General features: G+C 72.2%; 23 protein-coding genes. 18 read left to right on the top strand and 5 right to left on the bottom strand.

The features are described from left to right. The first annotated feature begins 49 nt into the window (after positions 1-49). Entirely contained in the window at positions 50-835 is a 786-nt protein-coding gene (locus ACH4F2_RS15760; RefSeq protein WP_398133259.1) for a TioE family transcriptional regulator, read from the top strand. Between the two features lie 82 nt (positions 836-917). Beyond that, entirely contained in the window at positions 918-1,778 is an 861-nt protein-coding gene (locus ACH4F2_RS15755; protein ID WP_398133258.1) for a thioesterase family protein, read from the top strand. Between the two features lie 138 nt (positions 1,779-1,916). Here ACH4F2_RS15755 and ACH4F2_RS15750 read toward each other — a convergent pair whose 3' ends face one another. Continuing rightward, entirely contained in the window at positions 1,917-2,624 is a 708-nt protein-coding gene (locus ACH4F2_RS15750; protein WP_398133257.1) for a TetR family transcriptional regulator, read from the bottom strand. 115 nt (positions 2,625-2,739) lie between these two features. Here ACH4F2_RS15750 and ACH4F2_RS15745 point away from each other — a divergent pair, with 115 nt between their 5' ends. The 3 genes from ACH4F2_RS15745 (at position 2,740) to ACH4F2_RS15735 (ending at position 4,512) form a co-directional block, all read left to right on the top strand. Beyond that, on the top strand, positions 2,740-2,907 hold the full coding sequence (locus ACH4F2_RS15745) for a hypothetical protein (protein WP_398133256.1): 168 nt from the start codon (positions 2,740-2,742) through the stop codon (positions 2,905-2,907). A gap of 32 nt (positions 2,908-2,939) precedes the next feature. Beyond that, positions 2,940-3,209, top strand: coding sequence for a DUF4190 domain-containing protein (locus tag ACH4F2_RS15740; RefSeq protein ID WP_398133255.1), 270 nt, complete (start codon positions 2,940-2,942; stop codon positions 3,207-3,209). Between the two features lie 133 nt (positions 3,210-3,342). After that, positions 3,343-4,512, top strand: a complete 1,170-nt coding sequence (locus tag ACH4F2_RS15735) for a cysteine desulfurase family protein (protein WP_398133254.1) — start codon at positions 3,343-3,345, stop codon at positions 4,510-4,512. Positions 4,513-4,515: 3 nt separating this feature from the next. On the opposite strand, the gene ACH4F2_RS15730 is transcribed toward ACH4F2_RS15735, so the two are convergent. Next, on the bottom strand, positions 4,516-5,301 hold the full coding sequence (locus tag ACH4F2_RS15730; RefSeq protein WP_398133253.1) for an N-acetylmuramoyl-L-alanine amidase: 786 nt from the start codon (positions 5,299-5,301) through the stop codon (positions 4,516-4,518). Positions 5,302-5,361: 60 nt separating this feature from the next. Here ACH4F2_RS15730 and mnmA point away from each other — a divergent pair, with 60 nt between their 5' ends. Further along, on the top strand, positions 5,362-6,492 hold the full coding sequence (gene mnmA / locus ACH4F2_RS15725) for a tRNA 2-thiouridine(34) synthase MnmA (RefSeq protein ID WP_398133252.1): 1,131 nt from the start codon (positions 5,362-5,364) through the stop codon (positions 6,490-6,492). Positions 6,493-6,578: 86 nt separating this feature from the next. On the opposite strand, the gene ACH4F2_RS15720 is transcribed toward mnmA, so the two are convergent. After that, positions 6,579-6,902, bottom strand: coding sequence for a DUF427 domain-containing protein (locus ACH4F2_RS15720; RefSeq protein WP_398133251.1), 324 nt, complete (start codon positions 6,900-6,902; stop codon positions 6,579-6,581). Positions 6,903-6,994: 92 nt separating this feature from the next. Between ACH4F2_RS15720 and ACH4F2_RS15715 the strand changes: the two genes are divergently transcribed. The 5 genes from ACH4F2_RS15715 to ACH4F2_RS15695 all read left to right on the top strand — a co-directional run bounded on the left by ACH4F2_RS15715 (position 6,995) and on the right by ACH4F2_RS15695 (position 14,122). Then, on the top strand, positions 6,995-7,534 hold the full coding sequence (locus ACH4F2_RS15715; protein WP_398133250.1) for a TIGR00730 family Rossman fold protein: 540 nt from the start codon (positions 6,995-6,997) through the stop codon (positions 7,532-7,534). A 27-nt stretch (positions 7,535-7,561) separates the two neighbouring features. Further along, positions 7,562-8,251 (top strand): SDR family oxidoreductase, encoded by a 690-nt coding sequence (locus tag ACH4F2_RS15710; RefSeq protein ID WP_398133249.1) that lies wholly within the window; start codon positions 7,562-7,564, stop codon positions 8,249-8,251. Between the two features lie 50 nt (positions 8,252-8,301). After that, on the top strand, positions 8,302-9,315 hold the full coding sequence (locus ACH4F2_RS15705) for a methionine synthase (RefSeq protein ID WP_398133248.1): 1,014 nt from the start codon (positions 8,302-8,304) through the stop codon (positions 9,313-9,315). Positions 9,316-9,330: 15 nt separating this feature from the next. Continuing rightward, complete coding sequence (gene ligA / locus ACH4F2_RS15700) at positions 9,331-11,526, top strand: NAD-dependent DNA ligase LigA (RefSeq protein WP_398133247.1); 2,196 nt, start codon at positions 9,331-9,333, stop codon at positions 11,524-11,526. A 259-nt stretch (positions 11,527-11,785) separates the two neighbouring features. Next, positions 11,786-14,122, top strand: coding sequence for a putative bifunctional diguanylate cyclase/phosphodiesterase (locus ACH4F2_RS15695; protein ID WP_398133246.1), 2,337 nt, complete (start codon positions 11,786-11,788; stop codon positions 14,120-14,122). A 244-nt stretch (positions 14,123-14,366) separates the two neighbouring features. Here ACH4F2_RS15695 and ACH4F2_RS15690 read toward each other — a convergent pair whose 3' ends face one another. Next, positions 14,367-14,969: a TetR/AcrR family transcriptional regulator gene (locus tag ACH4F2_RS15690; RefSeq protein ID WP_398133245.1), complete on the bottom strand. Its 603-nt coding sequence runs from the start codon at positions 14,967-14,969 to the stop codon at positions 14,367-14,369. 85 nt (positions 14,970-15,054) lie between these two features. Between ACH4F2_RS15690 and ACH4F2_RS15685 the strand changes: the two genes are divergently transcribed. From ACH4F2_RS15685 to gatB, 5 genes are all read left to right on the top strand, one after another. After that, entirely contained in the window at positions 15,055-15,426 is a 372-nt protein-coding gene (locus tag ACH4F2_RS15685) for a DUF4267 domain-containing protein (RefSeq protein WP_398133244.1), read from the top strand. Positions 15,427-15,570: 144 nt separating this feature from the next. Beyond that, entirely contained in the window at positions 15,571-15,867 is a 297-nt protein-coding gene (gatC, locus tag ACH4F2_RS15680) for an Asp-tRNA(Asn)/Glu-tRNA(Gln) amidotransferase subunit GatC (RefSeq protein ID WP_003973500.1), read from the top strand. Positions 15,868-15,872: 5 nt separating this feature from the next. Further along, positions 15,873-17,366 (top strand): Asp-tRNA(Asn)/Glu-tRNA(Gln) amidotransferase subunit GatA, encoded by a 1,494-nt coding sequence (gene gatA, locus ACH4F2_RS15675; protein WP_398133243.1) that lies wholly within the window; start codon positions 15,873-15,875, stop codon positions 17,364-17,366. Next, on the top strand, positions 17,363-17,602 hold the full coding sequence (locus ACH4F2_RS15670; RefSeq protein ID WP_398133242.1) for a hypothetical protein: 240 nt from the start codon (positions 17,363-17,365) through the stop codon (positions 17,600-17,602). Before gatA ends, ACH4F2_RS15670 begins: the two co-directional genes overlap by 4 nt. A gap of 15 nt (positions 17,603-17,617) precedes the next feature. Beyond that, positions 17,618-19,129 carry an Asp-tRNA(Asn)/Glu-tRNA(Gln) amidotransferase subunit GatB gene (gene gatB / locus ACH4F2_RS15665; RefSeq protein WP_398133241.1) on the top strand — a complete coding sequence of 504 codons (1,512 nt, stop codon included), beginning with the start codon at positions 17,618-17,620 and terminating at the stop codon, positions 19,127-19,129. A 69-nt stretch (positions 19,130-19,198) separates the two neighbouring features. Here the strand turns inward: gatB and ACH4F2_RS15660 are convergent, their stop codons facing one another. After that, complete coding sequence (locus ACH4F2_RS15660) at positions 19,199-21,175, bottom strand: protein kinase (RefSeq protein ID WP_398133240.1); 1,977 nt, start codon at positions 21,173-21,175, stop codon at positions 19,199-19,201. A gap of 298 nt (positions 21,176-21,473) precedes the next feature. Between ACH4F2_RS15660 and ACH4F2_RS15655 the strand changes: the two genes are divergently transcribed. Then, positions 21,474-23,720, top strand: coding sequence for an MMPL family transporter (locus ACH4F2_RS15655; RefSeq protein ID WP_398133239.1), 2,247 nt, complete (start codon positions 21,474-21,476; stop codon positions 23,718-23,720). Next, positions 23,698-24,282: a GNAT family N-acetyltransferase gene (locus ACH4F2_RS15650; protein ID WP_398133238.1), complete on the top strand. Its 585-nt coding sequence runs from the start codon at positions 23,698-23,700 to the stop codon at positions 24,280-24,282. The genes ACH4F2_RS15655 and ACH4F2_RS15650 overlap by 23 nt, the downstream gene beginning before the upstream one ends. Positions 24,283-24,311 lie beyond the last annotated feature (29 nt).

Here is a 24,311-nt window from a genome sequence, read left to right as displayed (position 1 = left end):
GCTATCGTGGAACTTCCGGTGGAGACTTTGCCGCGCTAACGTCCTGTCCATGGCTCGGAAGTTTCAAAGCGGTGACAGGCTCAGGCCGATCGACCTCGCGCGCGGGCACGGTCTGTCGACGCAGGCCGTCCGGAACTACGAGGAGGCCGGCATCCTTCCGGCCGCCGGTCGCACGGACCACGGTTACCGCACCTACACCCCCCTGCACGCGCGGGCGCTGGGTGCGTTCCTCGCCCTGGTGCCCGGCCACGGCCACCGGTCGGCGGCCTCGATCATGCGGGCCGTGAACCAGGACGCGGTGGACGAGGCGTACCGGCTCATCGACGAGAGCCACGCCCAGCTGCTCGACGACCGGCGGACACTGCGGGCCGTGGAGAGTGCCCTGCGCGACCTGGCGCCCGCCGCGGAACCCCTGCCGGAGGGAGCGGCGGGCGTCTCCGGCGGAACGTTCGTAGGGCCGCTCGCCGCGGAGCTCGGCATCCGGCCCGCGACGCTGCGCAAGTGGGAGTGCGCCGGGCTGGTGCGCCCGGGCCGCGACCCGCTGACCGGATACCGCGTCTACGGCGAGGCCGACGTCCGGGACGCCCGGCTGGCCCACCAGCTCAGGCGGGGCGGCTATCTCCTGGAGCAGATCGCCCACGTGATCGACCAGGTGCGGACCGCCGGTGGACTGGAACCGCTGGAGGCGACCCTGCGCGACTGGCACGGCCGGGTCTCCGCCCGGGGACGGGCGATGCTGGCCGGCGCGGCCGAACTGGAGGCGTACCTCCGCGAGCGCGGACGAGGGGTGGGCGCGGACGAGGGGTGGGCGCGGACGAGGGGTGAGTGCGTATGAGGAGTGGGTGAGTGCGTATGAGGAGCCCGAACCCGACTCGAAAAGCTACCGCTTAGTAGCTTGCTTGTTGTACCGTGCAGCCATGCCAGAAGCAGCCTCCGCAGCGGCCACGCGTGCCACCATCGGCGACAGTGAGTTCGACCGTGACACCACCGTCACCCGTCGCGCCCCCGGCGTCTACGACATCGACCTCTCCGCCGGCTGGACGATCATCAACGCCGTCAACGGCGGCTACCTGCTGGCCGTCCTGGGCCGCGCCCTCGGGGACGCCCTCCCGCACCCCGACCCCTTCACCATCTCGGCGCACTACCTCACGGCCTCCCGGCCGGGCCCGGCGGTCGTGCGCACCGAGACCGTCCGCACCGGACGCACCCTCTCCACCGGCCAGGCCTCCCTCTTCCAGTACGACGGCGAGGGCAACGAGGTCGAGCGCATCCGCGTCCTGGCCTCCTACGGCGACCTCGACGCGCTCCCCGACGACGTCCGCACCTCGGCGAAGCCGCCCGCGATCCCGCCGACGGACCAGTGCCTCGGCCCGGAGGACGGTCCCACCCCCGTCGACGGCAGCTCGGCCATCGCCGACCGGCTGACGCTCAAGCTCGACCCCGCCACGGTGGGCTGGGCGCTCGGGCAGCCCTCGGGCAGGGGCGAGATGCGGGCCTGGTTCGGACTGGCCGACGGCCGCGACGCCGACCCCCTGTCGATACTCCTCGCGGTGGACGCGCTGCCACCGACCGCCTTCGAGCTCGGACTCAAGGGCTGGGTGCCCACGGTCGAGCTGACCGTGCACGTGCGGTGCCGCCCGGCGCCGGGCCCGCTGCGCGTATCCATCACCACCCGCAACCTCGCCGGCGGCTTCCTGGAGGAGGACGCCGAGGTCTGGGACAGCGCCGACCGCCTGGTGGCCCAGTCCCGTCAGCTGGCCAGGGTCCGGCTCGGCTGAGCCCCGGCCCCCGCGGCAGGCCGGCGCCGTGAGTCCGGCCGTCCCGTCGTCCACCGGGGCGTCGTCGAGGCACTGTCCGCCTCCGGCGTCCCGGTCCGAGGCCGGTTCGACGCCGGTCCGCGGACGGCCGGCGAACCGTCAGTCCAGCCAGTGCCGGCGGCCGAGGCTGATCAGCCGCATCTGACGGATCGCGGTGTCGGCAGCGCGCCGGCGCGCCTCCTCCGCGGTCTCTGACGTCTCCGCGGTCTCCGGCGTCTCCGTCGTCTCTGACGTCTCCGGCGTCTCCGGCGTCTTCGCCGTTTTCGGTGCCTCCAGTGCTTCCAGGAACAGGGAGCCCGTGGCGAGCATCTGGTCGACGTACAGACCCGCGAGCATCAGCAGGTCGGCGTCGCTCCAGCCCGCCGACACCGGGTCCTTGGCCAGCTCGGCCTTCACCTCCTCGGCGAACCGGGCCAGTTGCTCCCGTATGGCCTGCCGTACCGGCTGTACCCCACCGTGCCGCTCACGGGCGATGAACCGGACGTGGGCGGGGTACGCGGCCACGTGACCCGCGATCAACTCGACCGCCCGCGCGATCCGTTCGTCACTGCCCTCGGCCGGCGACACCGTGGTCCGGATCATCGGATGCAGGCTGCCCAGCGCCTCCTCCACCAGCGCCACGCCGAGGTCGGCGGTGGAGCGGAAGTGCCGGTAGAAGGCGGTCGGGGCGACGCCCACGGCGCGGGTGACCTCGCGCAGGCCCAGGCTGCTCAGACTCTGCTCCTCCAGCAGCCCGAGCGCCGCGTCCAGGAGCGCCTGCCGGGTCTTCTGCTTCTGGGCCTGCCGAACGCCTGCGGTGTGACTCATGCCATGCAGTTAACAACTGTTCTCTCGAATTGAAAAGCCGTGCGGCGCGCTAGGCTGGCAAGTCAGTGAACAACTGTTACCGCAATCGTTCGCGAGAGGTAGGAGGATCCGCCCCATGCTGTTTCTCGTCGCCGCGCTCCTGCTCTTCGGCGTGGTGCTGGGCACCGTCGCCCACGCCCCGCTCACCTTCTCCGTCGCCGCCGGTCTGGTCATCGCCCTCTGGCTCGGCGTCTTCGCTATCCGCGAGCGGCACGGCCGCCGACGGAGCACTTCCGCCCGCTGACGCACGGACCGTCGCCCAGTAGGGAGATCACCATGCAGCTCACCGCACCGGCCACCACCCACCGGACCGGCATCCGCGACACCGACGGCATGGCCGTCGCCTCCTTCGTCCTCGGCCTGCTCGGCCTGCTCGTCCTCAACGTCCTCCTCGGCCCGATCGCCATCGTCCTGGCGGGCATCGCCCTGTGGCGCGGCACCGCCCGCCGGGGCCGGGCCCTGCTCGGCCTCGGACTGGGCATCGCCGACCTGCTGGTCCTGGCGGCGTTCATGACCGCGGACAACACGATGTCGTGGAGCATGTGAGTCACGGCGCGGACCGGGCGAGCCACCGCGCCCTCCGTGCGGACCGTGCGGGCCGCCCCCCAAGTGGCCGAACGTGCAGAGACCGGCCTTGATCCGAGGCCCGGTGGGAGTGCCCCGTAGAATCGGGCCCACCATGGCTTACCTCGACCACGCCGCGACCACCCCGATGCTTCCCGAGGCGGTCGAGGCGCTCACCGCGCACCTGGGCGCCACCGGCAACGCCTCCTCCCTCCACGCGTCCGGCCGCCGCGCACGGCGCACCGTCGAGGAGGCCCGCGAGACCCTCGCCGAAGCCCTCGGCGCCCGCCCCAGCGAAGTGGTCCTCACCTCCGGCGGCACCGAGGCCGACAACCTCGCCGTCAAAGGCCTGTACTGGGCCCGCCGCGACGCCGACCCGGCCCGCACCCGGGTCCTGGCCAGCCCCGTCGAGCACCACGCGGTCCTCGACGCCGTCCACTGGCTCGGTGAACACGAGGGCGCGAGGGTCGAGTACCTGCCGGTCGACGCCCACGGCCGAGTCCATCCCGAGGCGCTGCGCGAGGCCATCGCCCGTGACCCCGCCGACGTGGCCCTCGCCACCGTCATGTGGGCCAACAACGAGATCGGCACGATCATGCCGGTCCGTGAACTCGCCGACGTCGCAGCGGAGTTCGACGTACCGCTGCATGCCGACGCGGTTCAGGCCGTCGGTCAGCTCCCGGTCGACTTCGCCGCCTCCGGGCTCGCCGCCATGACGGTTTCCGGCCATAAGATCGGCGGCCCCTACGGCATCGGCGCGCTGCTCCTCGGCCGCGAGTACAGCCCCGTACCCGTCCTGCACGGCGGCGGCCAGGAACGCCACGTCCGCTCCGGCACCCTCGACGTCCCCGCCGTCGCCTCCTTCGCGGTCGCCGGCCGCCTCGCCGCCGAGCAGCGCGAGTGGTTCGCCCGCGAGATCGGCGCCCTGCGCGACGACCTGGTCGAGGCCGTCCGTACGGCCGTCCCGGACGCGATCCTCGGCGGCGACCCGGCACCCGCGGGCCGTCTCCCCGCCAACGCCCACTTCACCTTCCCGGGCTGCGAGGGCGACTCCCTCCTCCTCCTGCTCGACGCCCAGGGCATCGAGTGCTCCACTGGCTCCGCCTGCACCGCGGGCGTCGCCCAGCCCAGCCACGTCCTGCTGGCCACAGGCACCGACCCCGATCTGGCCCGCGGCACCCTGCGCTTCTCCCTCGGCCACACCTCCACGGAGGCCGACGTCGAGGCGCTCGCCAAGGCGATCGGCCCGGCGGTGGAACGGGCCCGGGCGGCGGGGCTGACGTAGCCGTCAGGCGCTCTTCGACGCGCTGGGGGAGGGGGCGCTCGTGGCCGCCCGCCGGACCAGCTTCAGATACCGGTCCCAGTCCCAGTGCGGCCCCGGATCGGTGTGGTCGGTGCCCGGCACCTCCACATGGCCGATGATGTGCTCGCGGTCCAGGGGTATCTCGTACCGCGCGCAGATCCCCGCCGTCAGCCGCGCGGAGGCCGCGTACATCTCGTCGGTGAAGTCCTGCGGGCGGTCCACGAAACCTGCGTGCTCGATGCCGACACTGCGCTCGTTGTAGTCGCGGTTGCCCGCGTGGTACGCCACGTCCAGCTCACGGATCATCTGGGTGACGCGCCCGTCCTGCCCGACGATGTAGTGCGAGGCCGCCTTGTGCTCCGGGTTCTGGAACGCCTTCACCGCGCTGTCGAAGCTGCCCTGCGTGACATGGACGATCACCATGTCGACGCCGAAGTCGTCGGGCCGGTCGGCACGCCGCCAGTTCTCGTCCGAGGCCGCCACCCACCGTGCGCCGGCGTAGTCGACCGCGCCCTCGTCGCGTGGCCGCTCGACTCCCGGCACCCGCCACCACAGGCGGGCCAGCTCGTCGCGCGCGAGCACCGCCGTGCCCACGGCCGCCGCCGTACCACCGACGATCAGCGCTCGCCGGCCGATGCGCCGGTCCGTGTCCTTGGGGCCACCGGTGGACCCGCCGGCGGACCCGCCCGTGGCCCCGCCGGTCGATCCACCGGCGGACCCGCCCGTGGATCCGCCGGCGGCCGAGCTTGTGGATTCGTGCTTCGCCCCCATGCGATCTTCAACGCATACTCGCGCGCTCCGGTTCCCGCCTCCCCGTACCCTGGAAGGGTTATGACTGACACCCCGCAGCGCACCCGTCCCCTCCGCGTCCTCGCCGCCATGTCGGGCGGAGTCGACTCCGCCGTCGCCGCCGCCCGCGCGGCCGAGGCGGGGCACGACGTGACCGGCGTCCATCTCGCACTCTCCGCGAACCCGCAGTCCTTCCGTACGGGCGCGCGGGGCTGCTGCACCATCGAGGACTCGCGGGACGCCCGCCGCGCCGCGGACGTCATCGGCATCCCCTTCTACGTGTGGGACCTCGCCGACCGCTTCCGGGAGGACGTGGTCGAGGACTTCGTCGCCGAGTACGAGGCCGGCCGCACCCCGAACCCCTGCCTGCGCTGCAACGAGAAGATCAAGTTCGCCGCGCTGCTCGACAAGGCGCTCGCCCTCGGCTTCGACGCCGTCTGCACCGGTCACTACGCCCAGGTGATCCTCCGCGAGGACGGCACCCGCGAGCTGCACCGCGCCTCCGACATGGCCAAGGACCAGAGCTACGTCCTCGGCGTGCTGGACGACCGGCAGCTCGCGCACGCGATGTTCCCGCTCGGCGACACCGTCACCACCAAGGACGAGATCCGCGCGGAGGCCGAGCGCCGGGGCCTCGCGGTGGCCAAGAAGCCCGACTCGCACGACATCTGCTTCATCGCCGACGGCGACACCCAGGGCTTCCTGGCCGACCGGCTCGGCAAGGCCGAGGGCGACATCGTCGACGAGGCGGGCAACCGGCTCGGCACGCACGAGGGCGCGTACGGGTACACCATCGGCCAGCGCAAGGGCCTCAGGATCGGCACCCCGGCCCCCGACGGCAAGCCGCGCTACGTCCTGGACATCTCCCCGGTGAACAACACCGTCACCGTCGGCCCGGCAGAGGCCCTCGACGTCGACGCCCTGCGCGCGATCAAGCCCCGCTGGTGCGGCACCGCCCCCACCGGCCCCGGCACCTACACCGCCCAGCTCCGCGCCCACGGCGGCGAGACCGAGGTGCGCGCGGAACTGGTCGACGGGACCCTGGAGGTCACGTTCACGGAGCCGGTGCGCGGCGTCGCCCCCGGCCAGGCGATCGTGCTGTACGACGGCACGCGCGTGGTGGGCTCGGCGACCATCGCGTCCACCACGCGCGCGACGGCGGGTGTGGCCTGATCCGTCCCGGCGTGAGCCGCCCCGCCTGACACCAACCGGCGTGGCGAGAAGCCCCCGGAATTCGCCTTCTGCGGGGGCTTCATCGCTCAGTCCACCTCGACCTCGTAGAAGCACAGGTGGTCCTTGATCTCCGCCACCCCCGGCTTCGGATCCGGGTACGCCCACACGACGTCCGCCGCGTCCGGCAGCGACCAGTAGGAGGCGTCACCCTTGAAGGGGCAGTGCGTGTGCGTGTCGGACGGGGTCAGCAGGTCGATACGCACGTCCTGGGGCGGGATGTAGTACCGCTCCGGAAGGCCCGTCTCCCGCAGCACCAGTGCCTTGTCGCTCTCCGCCAGCACCTGCTCGCCGTGCACCACGCGCACGTGCCGGTCGCTCGGCTCGACGGTGATGTCGTGTCCCTTGGTCACGGTCGTCCTCCTCGGTGACAGTGGTCTCGGTCACTACAGCGTGCCCGGAGGCCGGGTTCTTCCCCTCCGGGCAGGGCCGTACGGTGGACGCCATGAACATCTGCGTCTTCCTCTCCGCCGCCGACCTCGACGAGCGCTACACGCGCCCCGCGAAGGAGTTCGCCGAACTGCTCGGCAAGGGCGGTCACACCCTCGTGTGGGGCGGCTCCGACGTCGGACTCATGAAGGTGGTCGCCGACGGCGTGCAGGGGTCCGGAGGACGCCTGCTGGGGGTCTCCGTGGACTTCCTGGCGGCCAAGGCGCGCGAGGGCGCCGACGAGATGGTCATCGCCCGGGACCTCGCCGAGCGCAAGCGGCTGCTGCTGGAGAAGGCCGACGCCGTGGTGATCATGGTGGGCGGCACCGGCACGCTGGACGAGGCCACGGAGATCCTGGAGCTGAAGAAGCACGGGCACACCGACAAGCCGGTCGTCCTGCTCAACACGGCCGGCTTCTACGACGGCCTCAAGGAGCAGTTCCGCCGGATGGAGGACGAGGGCTTCCTGCCCCGGCCCCTCACCGAGTTGGTGTTCTTCGCCGAGGAGCCGGTCGGGGCGCTGGCCTACCTGGAGGAGAGCCAGGGCGTCGGGTGAGCCCGCGGTGATGCGAGCATGGCGGGCATGGCTACACATGTGATCACCGGAGCGGGCTCCGGCATCGGCGCGGCCGTCACCCGCCGCCTGCACGAACGCGGCGACGAGATCGTGCTGCACGCGCGCGACGCGGGCCGGGCGAAGGAACTGCAGGCCGCGTTCCCCGGCGCGAAGACGCTGGTCGGCGACCTGGCGGACCCGGAAAAGCTCTCCTGGGCCTTCTCGCACCAGACCCTGCCCGACCGCGTGGACTCGCTGCTGCACATCGCCGGCGTGGTCGACCTCGGCCCGGTCGGCGACCTCACCCCGAAGACCTGGCGCCACCAGCTGGGCGTCAACCTGGTCGCGCCCGCCGAGCTGACCCGCCTCTTCCTGCCCCAGCTGCGCGTCGCCCGGGGCCACGTGTTCTTCGTCAACTCCGGCTCCGGTCTGAACGCCCACGCCGGCTGGTCCGCGTACGCCGCCTCCAAGCACGGCCTGAAGGCCCTGGCCGACGCCCTGCGCCAGGAGGAGCACGCGAACGGCGTCCGCGTCACCTCGGTCTACCCCGGCCGCACCGCCAGCCCCATGCAGGCCAAGGTCCACCAGCAGGAGGGCAAGGAGTACGACCCCGCCGAGTGGATCGATCCCGAGTCGGTCGCCACGACGATCCTGATGGCCCTGGACCTGCCCAGGGACGCGGAGGTCAACGACCTGACGGTGCGCCCGGGGCGGTGACGGGACGTGGGGGCGGGCGCCGGACGCGACCTCCCGCATAGGCTGGCCGGGTGAGCGACAACAGCCAGACCAGCCCGAGTTTCGGCCCCGCCACCGGCGTCGGCTCCCTGCCGGGGGACGACGCCCGTGAGGCCGTCAAGACCGCCACCGGCACCTTCGAGGACTTCCCGTACCTTCCCGAGCTGCCCGCCCGCGGCCCCGGCGCCGACATGATCGGCCGCACCGCCGGGATGCTCGTCGAGCTGTACGCGCGCGTGGAGCCCAGCGGCTGGCGGCTCGGCGACCGGCCGGGACGTGACACCAAGCGGGCCCGGGCCTGGCTCGGGGAAGACCTCGACGCCCTGGAGGAGTTCACCCAGGGGTACGAGGGGCCGCTGAAGGTCCAGGCCGTCGGCCCCTGGACGCTCGCAGCCGCCCTGGAGCTCCGGAACGGCGAGGCGGTCCTCTCCGACGCCGGCGCGTCCCGCGACCTCGCCGCCTCGCTCGCGGAAGGGCTGCGCCTGCACCTCGCAGAGGTCCGGCGCCGCGTCCCCGGCGCCCGGCTCGTGCTCCAGCTCGACGAGCCGTCCCTCACCGCCGTACTGCGCGGCCGGGTGCGGAGCGCCAGCGGCTACCGCACCCACCGGGCCGTCGACCGCCAGGTCGTCGAGGCCGCGCTCCGGGACGTCGCCGGGGTGCACGGCGAAGGGCCCGTCGTGGTCCACTCCTGCGCACCGGACGTGCCGTTCGCACTGCTGCGCCGGGCGGGCGTCGCGGGCGTCTCCTTCGACTTCTCGCTCCTCACCGAGCGTGACGACGACGTGATCGGTGAGGCGGTCGAGGCCGGCACCCGGCTCTTCGCCGGTGTCGTGCCGGGCACGGATGCCGCATTGTCAGACCCTGCCGGTAGCGTCATGGGTGTCAGGACGCTGTGGCGCAGGCTGGGGCTGCACCCGGGGCTTCTCACGGAGGCGGTCACCGTCACGCCGACGTGCGGACTCGCGGGCGCGTCCCCCGACTACGCCCGCCGGGCGCTCGCCCACTGCGTCCGGGCGGCGAGATCCCTCGCGGACAACCCAGAGTAACGGGAGGACAACACGGTGGCCGGCGACAAGCAGGCGGAGACGACGAGCGTGCCCGCCGAGGCGCGCGAGAAGCACGTGCAGCTCGCTGAGCAGATCGAGGAGCACCGCTTCCGGTACTACGTGAAGGACGCCCCCGTCGTCAGCGACGCGGACTTCGACCGGCTGCTGCGTTCCCTGGAGGAGCTGGAGGAGGAGTACCCGGAGCTGCGCACCCCGGACTCTCCCACCCAGAAGGTCGCCGGGTCCTACGAGACGGAGTTCACGGCCGTAGAGCACCGCTCGCGCATGCTCTCCCTCGACAACACCTTCAACGACGAAGAGCTGGCCGCCTGGACCGAGCGCATCGCCAGGGAGCTGGGCGAGCAGGAGTACCACTTCCTGTGCGAGCTGAAGGTCGACGGACTCGCCGTCAACCTCACCTACGAGCGCGGCCGGCTCGTCCGCGCGGCCACCCGCGGCGACGGCCGCACCGGCGAGGACATCACCCCCAACGTCCGCACCATCACCGAGATCCCGGAGCGCCTGAAGGGCGACGAGGTCCCCGACCTCGTGGAGATCCGCGGCGAGGTCTACTTCCCGATGGAGAAGTTCCAGGAGCTCAACGCCCGCCTGGTCGCGGCCGGCGACAAGCCCTTCGCCAACCCGCGCAACGCGGCGGCCGGTTCGCTGCGCCAGAAGGACCCGCGCGTCACCGCCACCCGCCCGCTGCACATGGTGGTCCACGGCATCGGCGTCCTGGAGGGCTACTCGGGCATGACCCGCCTCTCCCAGGCCTACGACCTGCTGAAGACCTGGGGCCTGCCCACCTCCCCGCACAACAGGGTGGTCGACGGCCTCGACGGCGTACGCGACTTCATCGCGTACTACGGCGAGAACCGGCACTCCGTGGCGCACGAGATCGACGGTGTCGTCGTCAAGCTCGACGAGATCCGCCTCCAGGGACGCCTCGGCTCCACGGCCCGCGCGCCGCGCTGGGCCATCGCCTACAAGTACGCGCCGGAAGAGGTCAACACCAAGCTCGTCGACATCAAGGTCGGCGTCGGCCGCACCGGCCGCGTCACACCGTACGCGCAGGTCGAGCCGGTCACCGTGGCCGGCAGCGAGGTGGAGTTCGCCACTCTGCACAACCAGGAGGTCGTCAAGGCCAAGGGCGTGCTCATCGGCGACACTGTGGTGCTGCGCAAGGCCGGTGACGTGATCCCGGAGATCCTCGGGCCGGTCGCCGACCTGCGGGACGGCACCGAGCGGGAGTTCGTCATGCCGGCCGAGTGCCCCGAGTGCGGGACGCCGCTGAAGGCCATGAAGGAGGGCGACATCGACCTCCGCTGCCCCAACGCCCGTACCTGTCCCGCTCAGTTGCGCGAGCGCGTCTCCTACCTCGCCGGCCGGGAGTGCCTGGACATCGAGCACTTCGGCGGTGTCGTCGCGGCCGCGCTGACCGGGCCGCTGGAGCCGGCCGACCCGCCGCTGGTGGACGAGGGCGATCTCTTCGACCTCACCGTCGAGAAGCTGCTGCCCATCAAGGCGTACGTCCTCGACCCGGACAGCGGACTGCCCAAGCGCGATCCCAAGACCGGCGAGGAGAAGATCGCCACGGTCTTCGCCAACAAGGAGGGCGAGCCGAAGAAGAACACCCTCGCCCTGCTGAAGCACATCGAGGAGGCCAAAGCCCGCCCGCTCGCCCGCTTCCTCAACGGGCTCTCCATCCGGCACGTCGGGCCGGTCGCCGCCCAGGCCCTGGCCCGCGAGTTCCGTTCGCTCGACCGCATCGAGCAGGCCACCGAGGCCGAGTTGTCGAACACCGACGGCGTCGGCCCGATCATCGCCGGAGCCCTCAAGGAGTGGTTCGCCGAGGAGTGGCACCGTGAGATCGTCCGCAAGTGGAAGGCGGCCGGAGTCCCACTGGAGGACCGGTCGACGGGGGAGGACGACGGGCCGCGCCCGCTCGAAGGACTCACCGTCGTCGTCACCGGCACACTGGAGAAGTTCACCCGGGACGGAGCCAAGGACGCCCTGCAGAGCAGAGGCGCGAAGGTGACCGGATCGGTGTCCAAGAAGACGTCGTTCGTCGTGGTCGGTGACAACCCGGGATCGAAGTACGACAAGGCGATGCAACTGAAGGTGCCGGTTCTGAACGAGGACGGTTTCACCGTCCTGCTCGAACAAGGACCCGAAGCGGCGGCCGACGTCGCACTTTCGGCTGAGGAATAGCGGTTGAAGGCCACCCGATCGGCGCATACCAGATGCATACGGGTGGCCAGGTCGCATTCGGGCAACCGTCGACGACCGGTGCCCCTGGAAGCCTTCCGCGGCCTACTGTTGAGATGTGCGCCTGCCGTGCCCAGTTGCGGTCGGGGCATCCCCCTGCCCCCGAGGGACAGGGGGAAGGGTTGTCCGACGCGGCGCTGTTGAGGGTGGCCGAGGCGGGGGCCGCGTGGCGTGGGCACCGCCGGCTGTGAGAGGGACGGGAATGGAACCGACCGAGAGCGCCGCCGCGGGCTCACGGCAGCGCCTGCGCCGCAGGGTGGGCGCGTGGCACGTGAGCCGGTGGCTCGGGCAGCGCGGTGGCGGCGCACCGCCTCCCGCGGCGGCCTCCCGCGGCTCCGCGCCGCCGTCCCCCGCCCGTGGCTCCGCGCCGCCGTCCCCCGCCCGTGGCTCCGCGCCGCCGTCCCCCGCCCGTGGCTCCGCGACGCTGTACGCGGCCCGTGGCTCCGGGCCGTCGGCCGCCCGCCACCCTTCCGTCCTGTCCGACACCGACGCCGACGGCGAACGGCACCTGTCCTGGCCCGCGTTGCCCGCGGCGATCGTCGCGGCCGCGGCCTTCGTGCTGGGCGCCGGGTTCTACCGTGCGTTCACCGACGGCCACGCCCTCTTCCCGGCCGGCATCGCCGGCTGGTCCCTGGCCGTGCTGACCGGCATCGTCGTCGGCCATCTGGTGATGCTCGGCCGCTCCCGCTGGTGGGGCGGCACCGGCTCCGGCGCCGCCCTCACCCTCGCCGTCCTGATGCTGTACGGCTGGGTTCCGGCCGGCATGGTCAGCCTCACCGTCGTCGTCCTGGTCGGCATAGCCCGCCGGGGCCGCTGGCGACAGGGCGTCCTGCACGGCGCGGTGGACATCCTCGGCATCGCCGCGGGCGCCCTGCTGCTGGGCGTCTGCGGCTCCGTGCCCTCCGTGGAGGAACCCTGGGACCCGGACACCTGGGGGGTGTACGCGGCGCCCAAGGTGGTGCTCGTCGCGGTCGCCTACCTCGCCGTCACCCGCGCCCTGCTGTGGTACCTGCAGACACCCCGCCCCGGCCTGCCCACCGTCGCCCGCACCGCCCTGGTCAGACATGGCCTGGTCGCCGTCGCGCTGCTCGGCATCGCCCCGCTGGTCTGCGTGGTCGCCGTCGCCAAGCCGCTGCTGCTGCCGTTGTTCTCCATCCCGCTGATCGCCCTCGACTCCACGCTGTGGATCGCCCGCGCCCGGGCCGAGGAGCAGTTGCGGGATCCGCTCACCGGGCTGCCCAACCGGCAGTGGCTGCTCGAGCGGACCTGGACCGCCCTGGACGACGCCGAGCGCATCGGTGCCCGCGCCGCCCTGATGCTGATCGACCTGGACCGTTTCCGGTCGGTCAACGACACTCTGGGACACCTCGCCGGCGACCGGCTGCTGCTGCAGACCGCCGACCGGCTGCGGCAGGCCCTGCCGCGCGGAGCGGAGGCCGCGCGGCTCGGTGGCGACGAGTTCGCCGTTCTCCTGCCCGTCGCCGACTCCACCACGTCGGTGACCCGGATGGCCCGGGGCCTGGTCGCCGCGCTCAGCTCCCCGATGGACCTGGACGGGCTCACCCTCGTCCTGGAGGCCAGCGCCGGGGTCGCCGTCTTCCCCGACCACGCGCTGGACGCCGAAGGACTGCTGCGCCGCGCGGACGTGGCGATGTACCAGGCGAAGCGGGACCGTACGGGCGTGGAGGTCTACGAGTCCAAGCGGGACTCCAACACCCCGGACCGCCTCGGGCTGCTGGGCGACCTGCGCCGGGCCCTGGACGCCGGCGAGGTCGAACTGCACTACCAGCCCAAGGTCCGCTTCGACGGACAGGTCGCGGGCCTGGAAGCCCTGGTCCGCTGGGTGCACCCCGAGCGCGGCAAGGTGCCGCCGGACGAGTTCATAGCGATCGCCGAGTCCTCGGGCCTGATGCCCCATCTGACGGAGTACGTGCTGGAGACGGCCCTCGGACAGGTCGCGCGCTGGCGCTCCCAGGGCCTGTTCGTGCCCGTCGCGGTCAACGTCTCCCCGCGTGACGTCCACACCCCCGGCTTCGCGGGCGCGGTCGCCGCCCGGCTCGCCCGGCACGGCGTCCCGGCGGGGGCGCTCCAACTGGAGATCACGGAGCACGTCCTCCTGGAGGACCCGCAGCGCGCCGCCGACACCCTCAACGCGCTGACCGGGCACGGCGTGAAGATGTCCCTGGACGACTTCGGCACCGGCTACTCCTCCCTCGTCCACCTGCGCCGGCTCCCGGTCAGCGAGCTGAAGATCGACCGCTCGTTCGTCGCCCGGCTGGCCGTCGACACCGAGGACGCGGCGATCGTGCGCTGCACCGTCGACCTCGCGCACTCGCTCGGCCTGCTCGTCGTCGCCGAGGGCGTGGAGGACGACGAGACGTGGGAGCGCCTGCGCGACCTGGGCTGCGACGCCGTACAGGGCTGGCTGGTGGCGGCCGCGATGCCGCCCGAGGAGACGACGGCGTGGCTGCGTGCCCGGGGCTCGGGGGGCTGGGTGCGGCCTGCCGCCGCGCTGCCCGTGGCGGCGACCGACGAGTGACCTGTCCACCCGCCGGCCCCTGCCACTCGTCCGACGAGTGTGCCCCTCACCGAGGAGGCGTCCGCCGGTTCCGCCGGCGGCCGTCCACCGGGCGAGGCCCGGCGGGCCTCCCGGCTCGTCCCGTGCGGTCCGCGGGTCGGCCCGTGGTGTGGCCCGCCGTGCGGTTCGTGGGTCAGTCCGCGGTGTGGCCCGCCATGCGGTCCGTGGGTCGGCCCGCCGTGCGGTCCGCCGTGCGGTCCGTGGGTCAGTCCGCGGTGCGGTCCGCGGCGTTCTGCGGCACGAAATGAGAGATCAGCAGGGCCAGCCGGCGTTCGTGGGCCCCCTCCGGTAGCCGGCCGCTGCGCATCAGGGTCACCAGTCCGTGCAGGCCGGCCCAGTACGTCTCGGTGAGCAGCCGGGGGTCCTCGCCCTCCGCCGCGGTCGGCTCGACGGCCTTCAGCAGTTCACCGAACGCCTCCTGGAGGGCCGCCGGAGCCTCGGGCGTGGCGAACGGCAGGTCCACCCGGTGCGTGAACATCGCGTCGTAGAGCGCGGGGCGCCGCCGTGCGAAGGCCGTGTACGCCTGGCCGACCGCTGCCAGCGTCCCGCGCGTGCCCTCGGCCGCCGCGGCCGACGCCCGCAGCTCGGCCGTGAGTTCCTCGCAGCCCCGCACCGCGACCGCCGCCATGATCGCGTCCTTGCCCTTGAAATGGCTGTAGAGGACCGGCTGGCTGTACTCGATCTCGGCGGCCAGCCGACGGGTGGTGACCGCGTCCCAGCCCTCCGCCTCGGCCAGGTCCCGCGCGGCCGTCACGATCAGTCGCTCGCGTTCCGCTCGTTCGCGCTCCCGGCGCCTCTGGATCGTCATGCCCGGGAGTCTAGCAGTGCTAGCCATTCTGTCGGTGCTCTGCTAGCGTCACTCTCATCCCTAGCGCTGCTAGCAAGGAGTAGTCGTGACCGTCGCCGCGTACACCCTGGCCGTCGTGCTCAACCTGTTCTGCCTGTTCCTCGGCTACCGCTTCCTGTTCCAGCCCGCCCCGGCCGCCACCGGCTACGGCGTCCCGGCCGACGCGGGGGGCGACGCCGGCGCCTATCTGACGATCAAGGGCCTGAGGGACGGGACGTTCGGCCTGGTGGGGCTGGCGCTGCTGGCCTTCGCGGGCGCCCGCGCCGAGGCGTGGTTCATGCTGGGCGTGGCCCTCGTGCCGCTCGGCGACACGCTCATAGTGCTGCGCCACGGGGGTGCGAAAGCCGTGGCCTTCGGCATTCACTTCGCCACCGCGGTCGTCGTCCTCATCAGCGCCGGCCTGCTCTTCGCGGTCTGAGCGCCGACACGCCCGCGGCCGGGAGACAGCGGCGGGGGGAAACCGTTTAACGGGCACGGGGCGCCGCCCCATAGGATTGGGCCAAACCGACTTGCCAAAGCCGATTTGCCCACACCACACACACTCACCCCAGAGGAACGCTGCATGCCTGGCATCACGCGCGAGGAGGTCGCCCACCTCGCCCGGCTGGCGCGTCTGGAGCTGAAGCCCGAAGAGCTCGAGCACTTCGCGGGACAGCTGGACGACATCATCGGCGCGGTCGCCCGCGTCAGTGAGGTCGCCGACCAAGACGTACCGCCGACCTCGCACCCGCTCCCGCTGACGAACGTCATGCGGCCGGACGAGGTCCGTCCGTCGCTCACGCCCGAGCAGGCGCTCTCCGGCGCCCCGGCCCAGGAGCAGCAGCGTTTCAAGGTGCCGCAGATCCTGGGGGAGGAGTAACCGCCATGAGCGACATCATCAAGCTCACCGCGGCCGAGATCGCCGCGAAGATCGCCTCCGGCGAACTGACGGCCGTCGAGGTCACCGAGGCCCACCTGGCCCGTATCGAGGCCGTCGACGAGAAGGTGCACGCCTTCCTGCACGTCGACCGCGAGGGCGCCCTCGCGCAGGCCCGCGCCGTCGACGAGAAGCGGGCGCGCGGCGAGAAGCTCGGCCCGCTGGCCGGCGTGCCGCTCGCGCTCAAGGACATCTTCACCACCGAGGGCGTTCCCACGACCGTCGGCTCGAAGATCCTCGAGGGCTGGATCCCGCCGTACGACGCGACCGTCACCAAGCGCCTCAAGGCCGCCGACGTCGTCATCCTCGGCAAGACCAACATGGACGAGTTCGCCATGGGGTCCTCGACGGAGAACAGCGCGTACGGCCCGACCGGCAACCCGTGGGACCTCACCAAGATCCCCGGTGGTTCCGGCGGCGGCTCCTCCGCCGCGCTCGCCGCCTTCCAGGCGCCGCTCGCCATCGGCACCGACACCGGCGGCTCCATCCGCCAGCCCGCGGCCGTCACCGGCACGGTCGGCGTCAAGCCGACGTACGGCGGCGTCTCCCGCTACGGCATGGTGGCCTTCTCCTCCTCCCTCGACCAGGGCGGCCCCTGCGCCCGCACGGTCCTGGACGCGGCCCTGCTGCACGAGGTGATCGCCGGGCACGACCCGATGGACTCCACCTCCATCGACGCCCCGGTCCCCGCGGTCGTCGAGGCCGCCCGCAACGGCAGCGTCGCCGGCATGCGCGTCGGCGTCGTCAAGCAGTTCCGCGGCGAGGGCTACCAGCCCGGCGTCATCCAGCGCTTCGACGAGTCCGTCGAACTGCTCGAGGAACTGGGCGCCGAGGTCGTCGAGCTGGACTGCCCGTCCTTCGACCTCGCCCTGTCGGCGTACTACCTGATCGCGCCCTCGGAGTGCTCCTCCAACCTCGCCCGCTTCGACGGCCTGCGCTACGGCGCGCGCGTCGGCGACGACGGCACGCACTCCGCCGAGGAGGTCACCTCCCTGACCCGCGAGGCCGGCTTCGGCCCCGAGGTCAAGCGCCGCATCATGCTCGGCACGTACGCCCTGAGCTCGGGCTACTACGACGCGTACTACGGCAGCGCCCAGAAGGTGCGCACCCTGATCAAGCAGGAGTTCGAGCAGGCCTTCGAGCAGGTCGACGTGATCGTCTCCCCGACGACGCCGACCACCGCCTTCGCGATCGGCGAGCGCGCCGACGACCCGATGGCGATGTACCTCGCCGACCTGTGCACCATCCCCACCAACCTGGCGGGCAACGCGGCCATGTCGCTGCCCTGCGGCCTCGCCCCCGAGGACAACCTGCCGGTGGGTCTGCAGATCATCGCCCCCGCCATGAAGGACGAGCGGCTCTACAAGGTCGGCGCCGCCGTCGAGGCCGCCTTCGTGGAAAAGTGGGGCCACCCGCTGATCGAGGAGGCACCGTCGCTGTGAGTGCACTGACCAAGGCCAAGGGCTTCAAGAAGTCCAAGTCGGGTCTGTACGTCTCGATGGCCACGTCGGCGTTCGGCGCCGTCGGGGTCTACAAGCAGATCAAGAAGGCCCGGAGCGACAGCGACACCCTGCGGCTGCTCGACGCCGTCGTGACGGGCGCCGCGGTCGTCACCAACCTCGCCATCCTGTACCGCGAGCTGAAGCGTCTCGGCGACGACGACGTCCTGCTGGGCTGAGAGGGAAGTTTCACCGTGACCACCACGACCGACCTGGTGTCGTACGAGGACGCGCTGGCGTCGTACGACCCCGTCATGGGCCTCGAGGTCCATGTCGAACTCGGCACCCGCACCAAGATGTTCTGCGGCTGTTCGACCGCACTGGGCGCCGACCCCAACACCCAGACCTGCCCCGTCTGCCTCGGCATGCCCGGCGCGCTCCCGGTCGTCAACGCGACCGGGGTCGAGTCGGCGATCCGGATCGGTCTCGCACTGAACTGCGAGATCGCCGAATGGTGCCGCTTCGCCCGGAAGAACTACTTCTATCCGGACATGCCGAAGAACTTCCAGACCTCCCAGTACGACGAGCCGATCGCCTTCGACGGCTACCTCGACGTGCAGCTGGAGGACGGGGAGACCTTCCGCGTGCAGATCGAGCGCGCCCACATGGAGGAGGACACCGGCAAGTCGCTGCACGTAGGCGGCGCGACGGGCCGAATCCACGGCGCCTCGCACTCCCTCCTCGACTACAACCGCGCCGGCATCCCGCTCATCGAGATCGTCACCAAGCCGATCGAGGGAGCGGGCGAGCGGGCCCCCGAGGTCGCGCGGGCCTACGTCCGTGAACTGCGCGAACTCATCCGTGCCCTCGGCGTGTCCGAGGCCCGCATGGAGATGGGCCAGATGCGCTGCGACGTGAACCTGTCGCTGCGCCCGCACGGCCGGGAGAAGTTCGGCACCCGCTCGGAGACGAAGAACGTCAACTCGCTGCGGTCCGTGGAGCGCGCGGCCCGCTTCGAGATCCAGCGGCACGCCGCCGTGCTGAACGACGGCGGCACGATCATCCAGGAGACCCGCCACTTCCACGAGGACACGGGGTCCACCACCTCGGGCCGCGTGAAGGAGGAGGCGGAGGACTACCGGTACTTCCCGGAGCCCGACCTGGTGCCCGTGGCCCCCTCGCGCGAGTGGGTCGAGGAGATCCGGTCCGCCCTGCCCGAACTGCCGCTGGTGCGCCGCAACCGGCTCCGCGAGGAGTGGGGCATCTCCGGCACCGACATGCAGTCGATCCTCAACGCCGGCGCGCTGGACCCGATCGTCGCCACGATCGACGCCGGTGCCGACGCGGCCTCCGCCCGCAAGTGGTGGATGGGCGAGCTGGCCCGCAGCGCCAACGAGTCGGGCACGTCGCTCGACGAGCTGGCGATCACGCCGGAGCAGGTCGCGCGGGTCACCGAGCTCGTCACCAAGGGCGACCTGAACGACAAGCTGGCCCGCCAGGTCATCCTGGGCGTCCTCGCCGGTGAGGGCACGCCGGACGAGGTCGTCGACAAGCGCGGCCTGAAGGTCGTCTCCGACGAGGGCGCGCTGACCACCGCCGTCGACGAGGCCATCGCCGGCAACCAGGGCGTCGTGGACAAGATCCGCGGCGGCAAGGTGGCCGCGGTGGGCGCCCTGGTCGGCGCGGTCATGAAGGCGACCCGGGGTCAGGCGGACGCGGCGCGCGTCAAGGAGCTGATCCTGGAGAAGTTGGGCGTCGAGGGCTGAGCGCCCGCCCGCGCCACGTGACGGGGCGGTGCTCCCGGACCTCGTGTCCTGGAGCACCGCCCCTCGTGTTCACCTCGTCAGCGTGGGGTCGGCGAGCAGCAGGTCGCCCATGTCGCAGCTGCTGTCCGGGTCGCTGTACGCGATGCGCAGCCGCAGCCCGTTCTCGACCTTCATCTTCAGCTCGCGCGGCTTGCCGAGATCGACCTGCCCGGTGAACAGGGACTGTCCGTCCACGGACACCTCGACGCGGGACGACGTGTTCGCCGACACGTCGGACACACCGGCGGTCATGGTGAGGTTCTTCCACTCACGACCCAGGTTGTACTCGGCCCATCCGCTGCACTTCTCGTCCCCGCCGCCGTCGGGAACGAGAGCCGTCTCGTAGTGCCGGTTGTTCATGGTGCCGTCGCCGACGGCGAGTGAGGCGAGAGTGGCCTGGGCGACCGTCTCGAAGGTCGTCAGCGACACCGAGGACGCCTGGTCCGCCACCCCGTCGTTCCCGGTGTCCGCCGAAGACTCGCCCGAGGATGGATCGGCGGTCGGCCCGCCGTCGGCCACCGGGCTCTCCACCGCCGCGTCCGGCGCCGCCGTGACGGTGGCCGTCGCCGTGACCGTCCTGGTCACGGCGGGAGACGCGCCGTTCTCGGTGCCGTCGTCGGCCATGGCCTGGACGCCGATGACGGCCAGCGAGGCGACGAGGGCCACGGCCAGCACGGGGACCAGCACCCGCCGCGCCTTGTCCCCGCCGGCCGGCCGACCGGGAACGGCGGTGGCGCCGGTGGCGTCCCCGGCACCGGGAAGCGGCGCGACGGGCGGTCCGAAGCTCCCGAGCGGGGCCGGGCGCCCGGGCTCGCTGCCGCCCGCGTCCGCCACCGGCGCCGCCGGGGCCGCCGGGGCGCCGACCGGCCCGGACTCGGGCGAGTGCGTGACGGTTGTCGGCGGTGCCTGGGGCCCCGCCCCGGAGACGGCCGAACCGGTCACCGTGGTCGGCGGCGCCTGCGGTCCTGCCGGGCCGGAGACGGCCGAACCGGTCACCGTCGTCGGCGGCGCCTGGGTCGGGCGCGGCGGCGGAGCCGTCGGTGCGGCCGTCACCGTCGTGGGCGGCTGCTGGGTGCCGGTGAACCCGGCGGGTACGGCGTCCCGCACCGGGTTCGTCGTCGACACCACCGCGTCCCGTACGTCGCTCAGCCAGGCGCGCAGGCTCTCCGGCCGCTGGGCCGGGTCCGTGGCGCAGACCGTGAGGACCCGCTCGGCGCGCTCCGGGGCGAGCATCCGCACCGACGGGAGTTCCGCCAGCGCCGCGCGCAGCTGCTCCGGGGTGCTGGGCGGCGTCTGCCCGCTCAGCAGGAAGTACGTGATGGCTCCGAACGCGTACCGGTCCGTGTTCGGAGTGCGCTTGCCGTCGAACACCTCGGGCGCCGCGTACCCGGGGGTGAACCAGACCTCCGCGGTCTGGTGGTCCGCGGTGAGCTTGCTGAGGCCGAAGTCGACGAGCGTGGCCTGGCCGTGGACGTCGACCATGATGTTGCCCGGCGACAGGTCGCCGTGGATCACGGTGCGCCCGGACGGGGTGGCCCGGCCGGAGTGCAGCCAGTCGAGGGTGTCGGCGAGCTGCTCCAGCACCCGGCCGACCTCCCGCCGCTCGGCATGCGTGGCGAGAGTGCGTTCGGCGCGCCAGTCCCGCAGGTCGAGGCCGTCGACGTGGTTCATGACCAGGACCAGCGCCCGTCCCGCGGCGGTCGCGGCCCCGCCCTGGGAGTGGATCGGCGGCCCCTCGAAGTGCTCCCGGACTCCCACGACCCCCGGCCGCCCCACGAAACGCAGCAGCTCTGCCTGGTCGTTCCACTTGGTGCTCAGCCGGTCGAACTGGTCCGGCGTGAGGGTGTTCTTCGCGTCGAGCACCTTGACGACCACCGTCTCGGGCTCGCCGTCCAGCTGGATCGTCGCCCGGTACAGCACGGCCTCGCCGCCCCGGCCGATCGAGTTGAGGAGCCGGTAGCGGTCGGGTGCCGCGTCCGGCCCGATGTAGTGCATGGCACTGTTCAAGTCAATTGCCCCCCGGCGTCGTTGAGTTGGTGGCTCAGTACGAGCATGTGGTGCCGTAGGTGAGCGCGCGACAGCTTGCCCGGCACCCGTCGCCCAAGTCAACGACAGCACCACGCCGCCCAGCGGTTCCCCGGAGCCGGAGCGGCGATATTGTGAATAAGCCCACGAAAACAGCAAACGATCATCTCTGCCTGAAAGAGTGACTTCGCATCGCTGATGCGTTCTTTGCGGGCTGTTCGCACCATGAACGACTGTTCCCGGTCAAAGATCCACAATCGGACACCCTGGGAGCACGCTCGTGGCAGCCCTAGCTCGCTGGTGCATCCAGCGCCGCCTCGTCGCAGTCCTGCTGTGGCTCGTCGCCTTCGGAGGCGTCGCCACGGCCGCCGTGGTCACCGGCTCCGCGTACTCCAACGACTACGGAGTCCCCGGCACCGACTCCGACCGCGCCTCCCGGCTGCTCGCCTCCGGCTTCCCCGACCTGGGTGGCGACAGCGACACGATCGTGTGGCACACCACGACGGACACCGTCCGTGCCGCCGACGTCGAACAGGTCATGTCCCGCACCCTGGACCGCATCGCGGACCTGCCCGGGGTGGCCTCGGTGACCAACCCGTACGACGACGCCGACTCGCCCATGATCAGCGAGAACGCCCGCACCGCCTACGCCTCGGTCACCTTCGCGGACGCCCCCCAGGACCTCGACGCGGCCGAGGCGCGGGCCGTGGTCGACATCGCGGAGGCGGCCGAGACCGACGGGCTCCGGATCGAACTGGGCGGCGGCGCCGTCGCCCTCACCCAGGCGCCGGACGGCCATCTCGCCGAGGCCGTCGGAGTGACCGTGGCCGCGGTCGTGCTCTTCCTCGCCTTCGGCTCCCTCGCCGCCGCCGTGCTGCCCATCGCCACCGCGCTGGTCTCCGTCGGCACCGCCTACGCCGGCATCACCCTGCTCGGCCACGCCATGACCGTCGCGGACTTCGCGCCCATGCTGGGCACCCTCGTCGGACTCGGCGTGGGCATCGACTACGCGCTGTTCATCGTCACCAGACACCGGCGCGGACTGAAGCGGGGACTCTCCGTGGCCGAGGCCGCCGAGAACGCCGTCGCGACCACCGGACGCGCGGTCGTCTTCGCGGGGGCCACCGTCTGCATAGCCCTGCTGGGCATGCTGATCCTCCGGCTCAGCTTCCTGGGCGGCGTCGCCATCGCCGCCTCGCTGACCGTCGTCCTCACCGTCGCCGCCTCCGTGACCCTGCTGCCGGCGCTGCTGTCGTACATCGGCCCGCGCGCCCTGAGCCGGCGCGAGCGGCGCCGGCTCGCCGAGCGCGGCCCCGAACCCGAGCTGCCGACCGGGTTCGCCGCCCGCTGGTCGGCGTTGGTCGAGCGGCACCCCAAACTGCTCGGCGCCGTCGCCCTCGTCGTCATCACCGTGCTCGCGCTGCCCGCCCTGGGACTGCGCCTGGGCACCTCCGACCAGGGCAACGACCCCAAGGGCACCACCACCCGCCAGGCCTACGACCTCCTCGCCGAGGGCTTCGGACCCGGCGTGAACGGCCCTCTCACCCTGGTCACCGAGGTCGGCGGCGCCGAGGACCGGCTCGCGCTGGACAACCTCGACGCCGCCCTGCGCACCACCGAGGGCGTCCGGGCGGCGACACCGGTGACGTACAACTCCGGCGGCGACACCGCGTACCTCACCGTCGTACCCGAGTCGGCCCCGCAGTCCCGGACCACCAGCGACCTCGTCGACCGGCTGCGCTCCGAGGTGCTGCCCCGCGCCGAGTCCGGCACCGCCCTCGACGTGCACGTCGGCGGCGTGACGGCCGGCTACGACGACTTCGCCGACGTCATCGTCGGCAAGCTGCCCCTCTTCGTCGGCGTCGTGATAGGCCTGGGCTGCCTGCTGCTCCTGCTGGCCTTCCGCTCCGTCGGCATCCCGGTCAAGGCCGCCGCGATGAACGTCGCCGCCGTCGCCGCCTCCTTCGGTGTCGTCGTGGCGATCTTCCAGTGGGGCTGGGGGAGCGAACTGCTCGGCCTCGGCAGCGCCGGCCCGATCGAACCCTTCCTGCCCGTGATCATGGTGTCGGTGCTCTTCGGGCTCTCCATGGACTACCAGGTCTTCCTGGTCAGCCGGATGTACGAGGAGTGGCTGGAGACCGGCGACAACCGCCGTGCCGTCCGTGTCGGCCTCGCCGAGACCGGCCGGGTGATCAACTCCGCCGCGGTCATCATGATCTCGGTCTTCCTCGCCTTCGTCCTCAGCGGCGACCGCGTGATCGCCATGTTCGGCATCGCGCTCGCCGCCGCCGTAGCCCTGGACGCCTTCGTCCTCCGTACGCTCCTGGTGCCCGCCCTGATGCACCTGCTCGGCAGCGCCAACTGGTGGCTGCCGCGGCGGCTGGACAAGCTCCTGCCGCGCATCAGCATCGAGCCGCCCGAGTGCCGCGTCGCCCATGAGAGGCTGGCCGCGGCGACGGACGCCGAAGTGGCGGACGTCCTGGCGGAGGAGGAACGAAAGCGGGATGTACGCGATATCACTGGGTGACGACGGAGCCGAACTGCGCCCCCTGGAGACCTGGCACGCCGAGGAGTTCCTGGCCCACCTGAACCGGGGCAGGGAGTTCATCACACAGCACATCCCCTTCGGGGTGAAGGCCACCGATGTCGACTCCGCCCGCGAGCTGATCCAGGCGTACGCCGACCGGCACGCCGCCGACAGCGGCTTCCTGCACGGGCTGTGGCTGGACGACAAGCTCGTCGGCGGCCTGCTCTTCCGGGTCTTCGACGCGGCCACCGGCGTCTGCGAGATCGGCTGCTGGCTGGAGCCCGCCGGGACGGGGCGCGGCCTGGTCACGCGCGGCGCCCGGGTACTGATCGACTGGGCGTTCGACGAGCGCGGCATGCACCGCGTGGAATGGCACGCGTCGTCCGCCAACACCCCGAGTGTCGACGCGGCCCGGCGACTCGGCATGATGCGTGAGGGCGTGTTGCGCGAGAGCTTCCCCTACCGGGGTGCCCGCCAGGACATGGAGGTGTGGGCGGTGCTCGCGCCCGAGTGGCGTGCGGCACGTGAGGCACGCGCGCGTGCCGCTCACAAGGATCATTAAGGGACCTCTCAGACAGCGTCCGTACGGTG

The organism is Streptomyces sp. NPDC017890, assembly GCF_044328675.1.
In the GTDB taxonomy this organism is placed as follows: domain Bacteria; phylum Actinomycetota; class Actinomycetes; order Streptomycetales; family Streptomycetaceae; genus Streptomyces.
The sequence above is the reverse complement of the archived record's forward strand: the minus strand, read 5'-3'. Positions and strand labels throughout refer to the sequence as shown.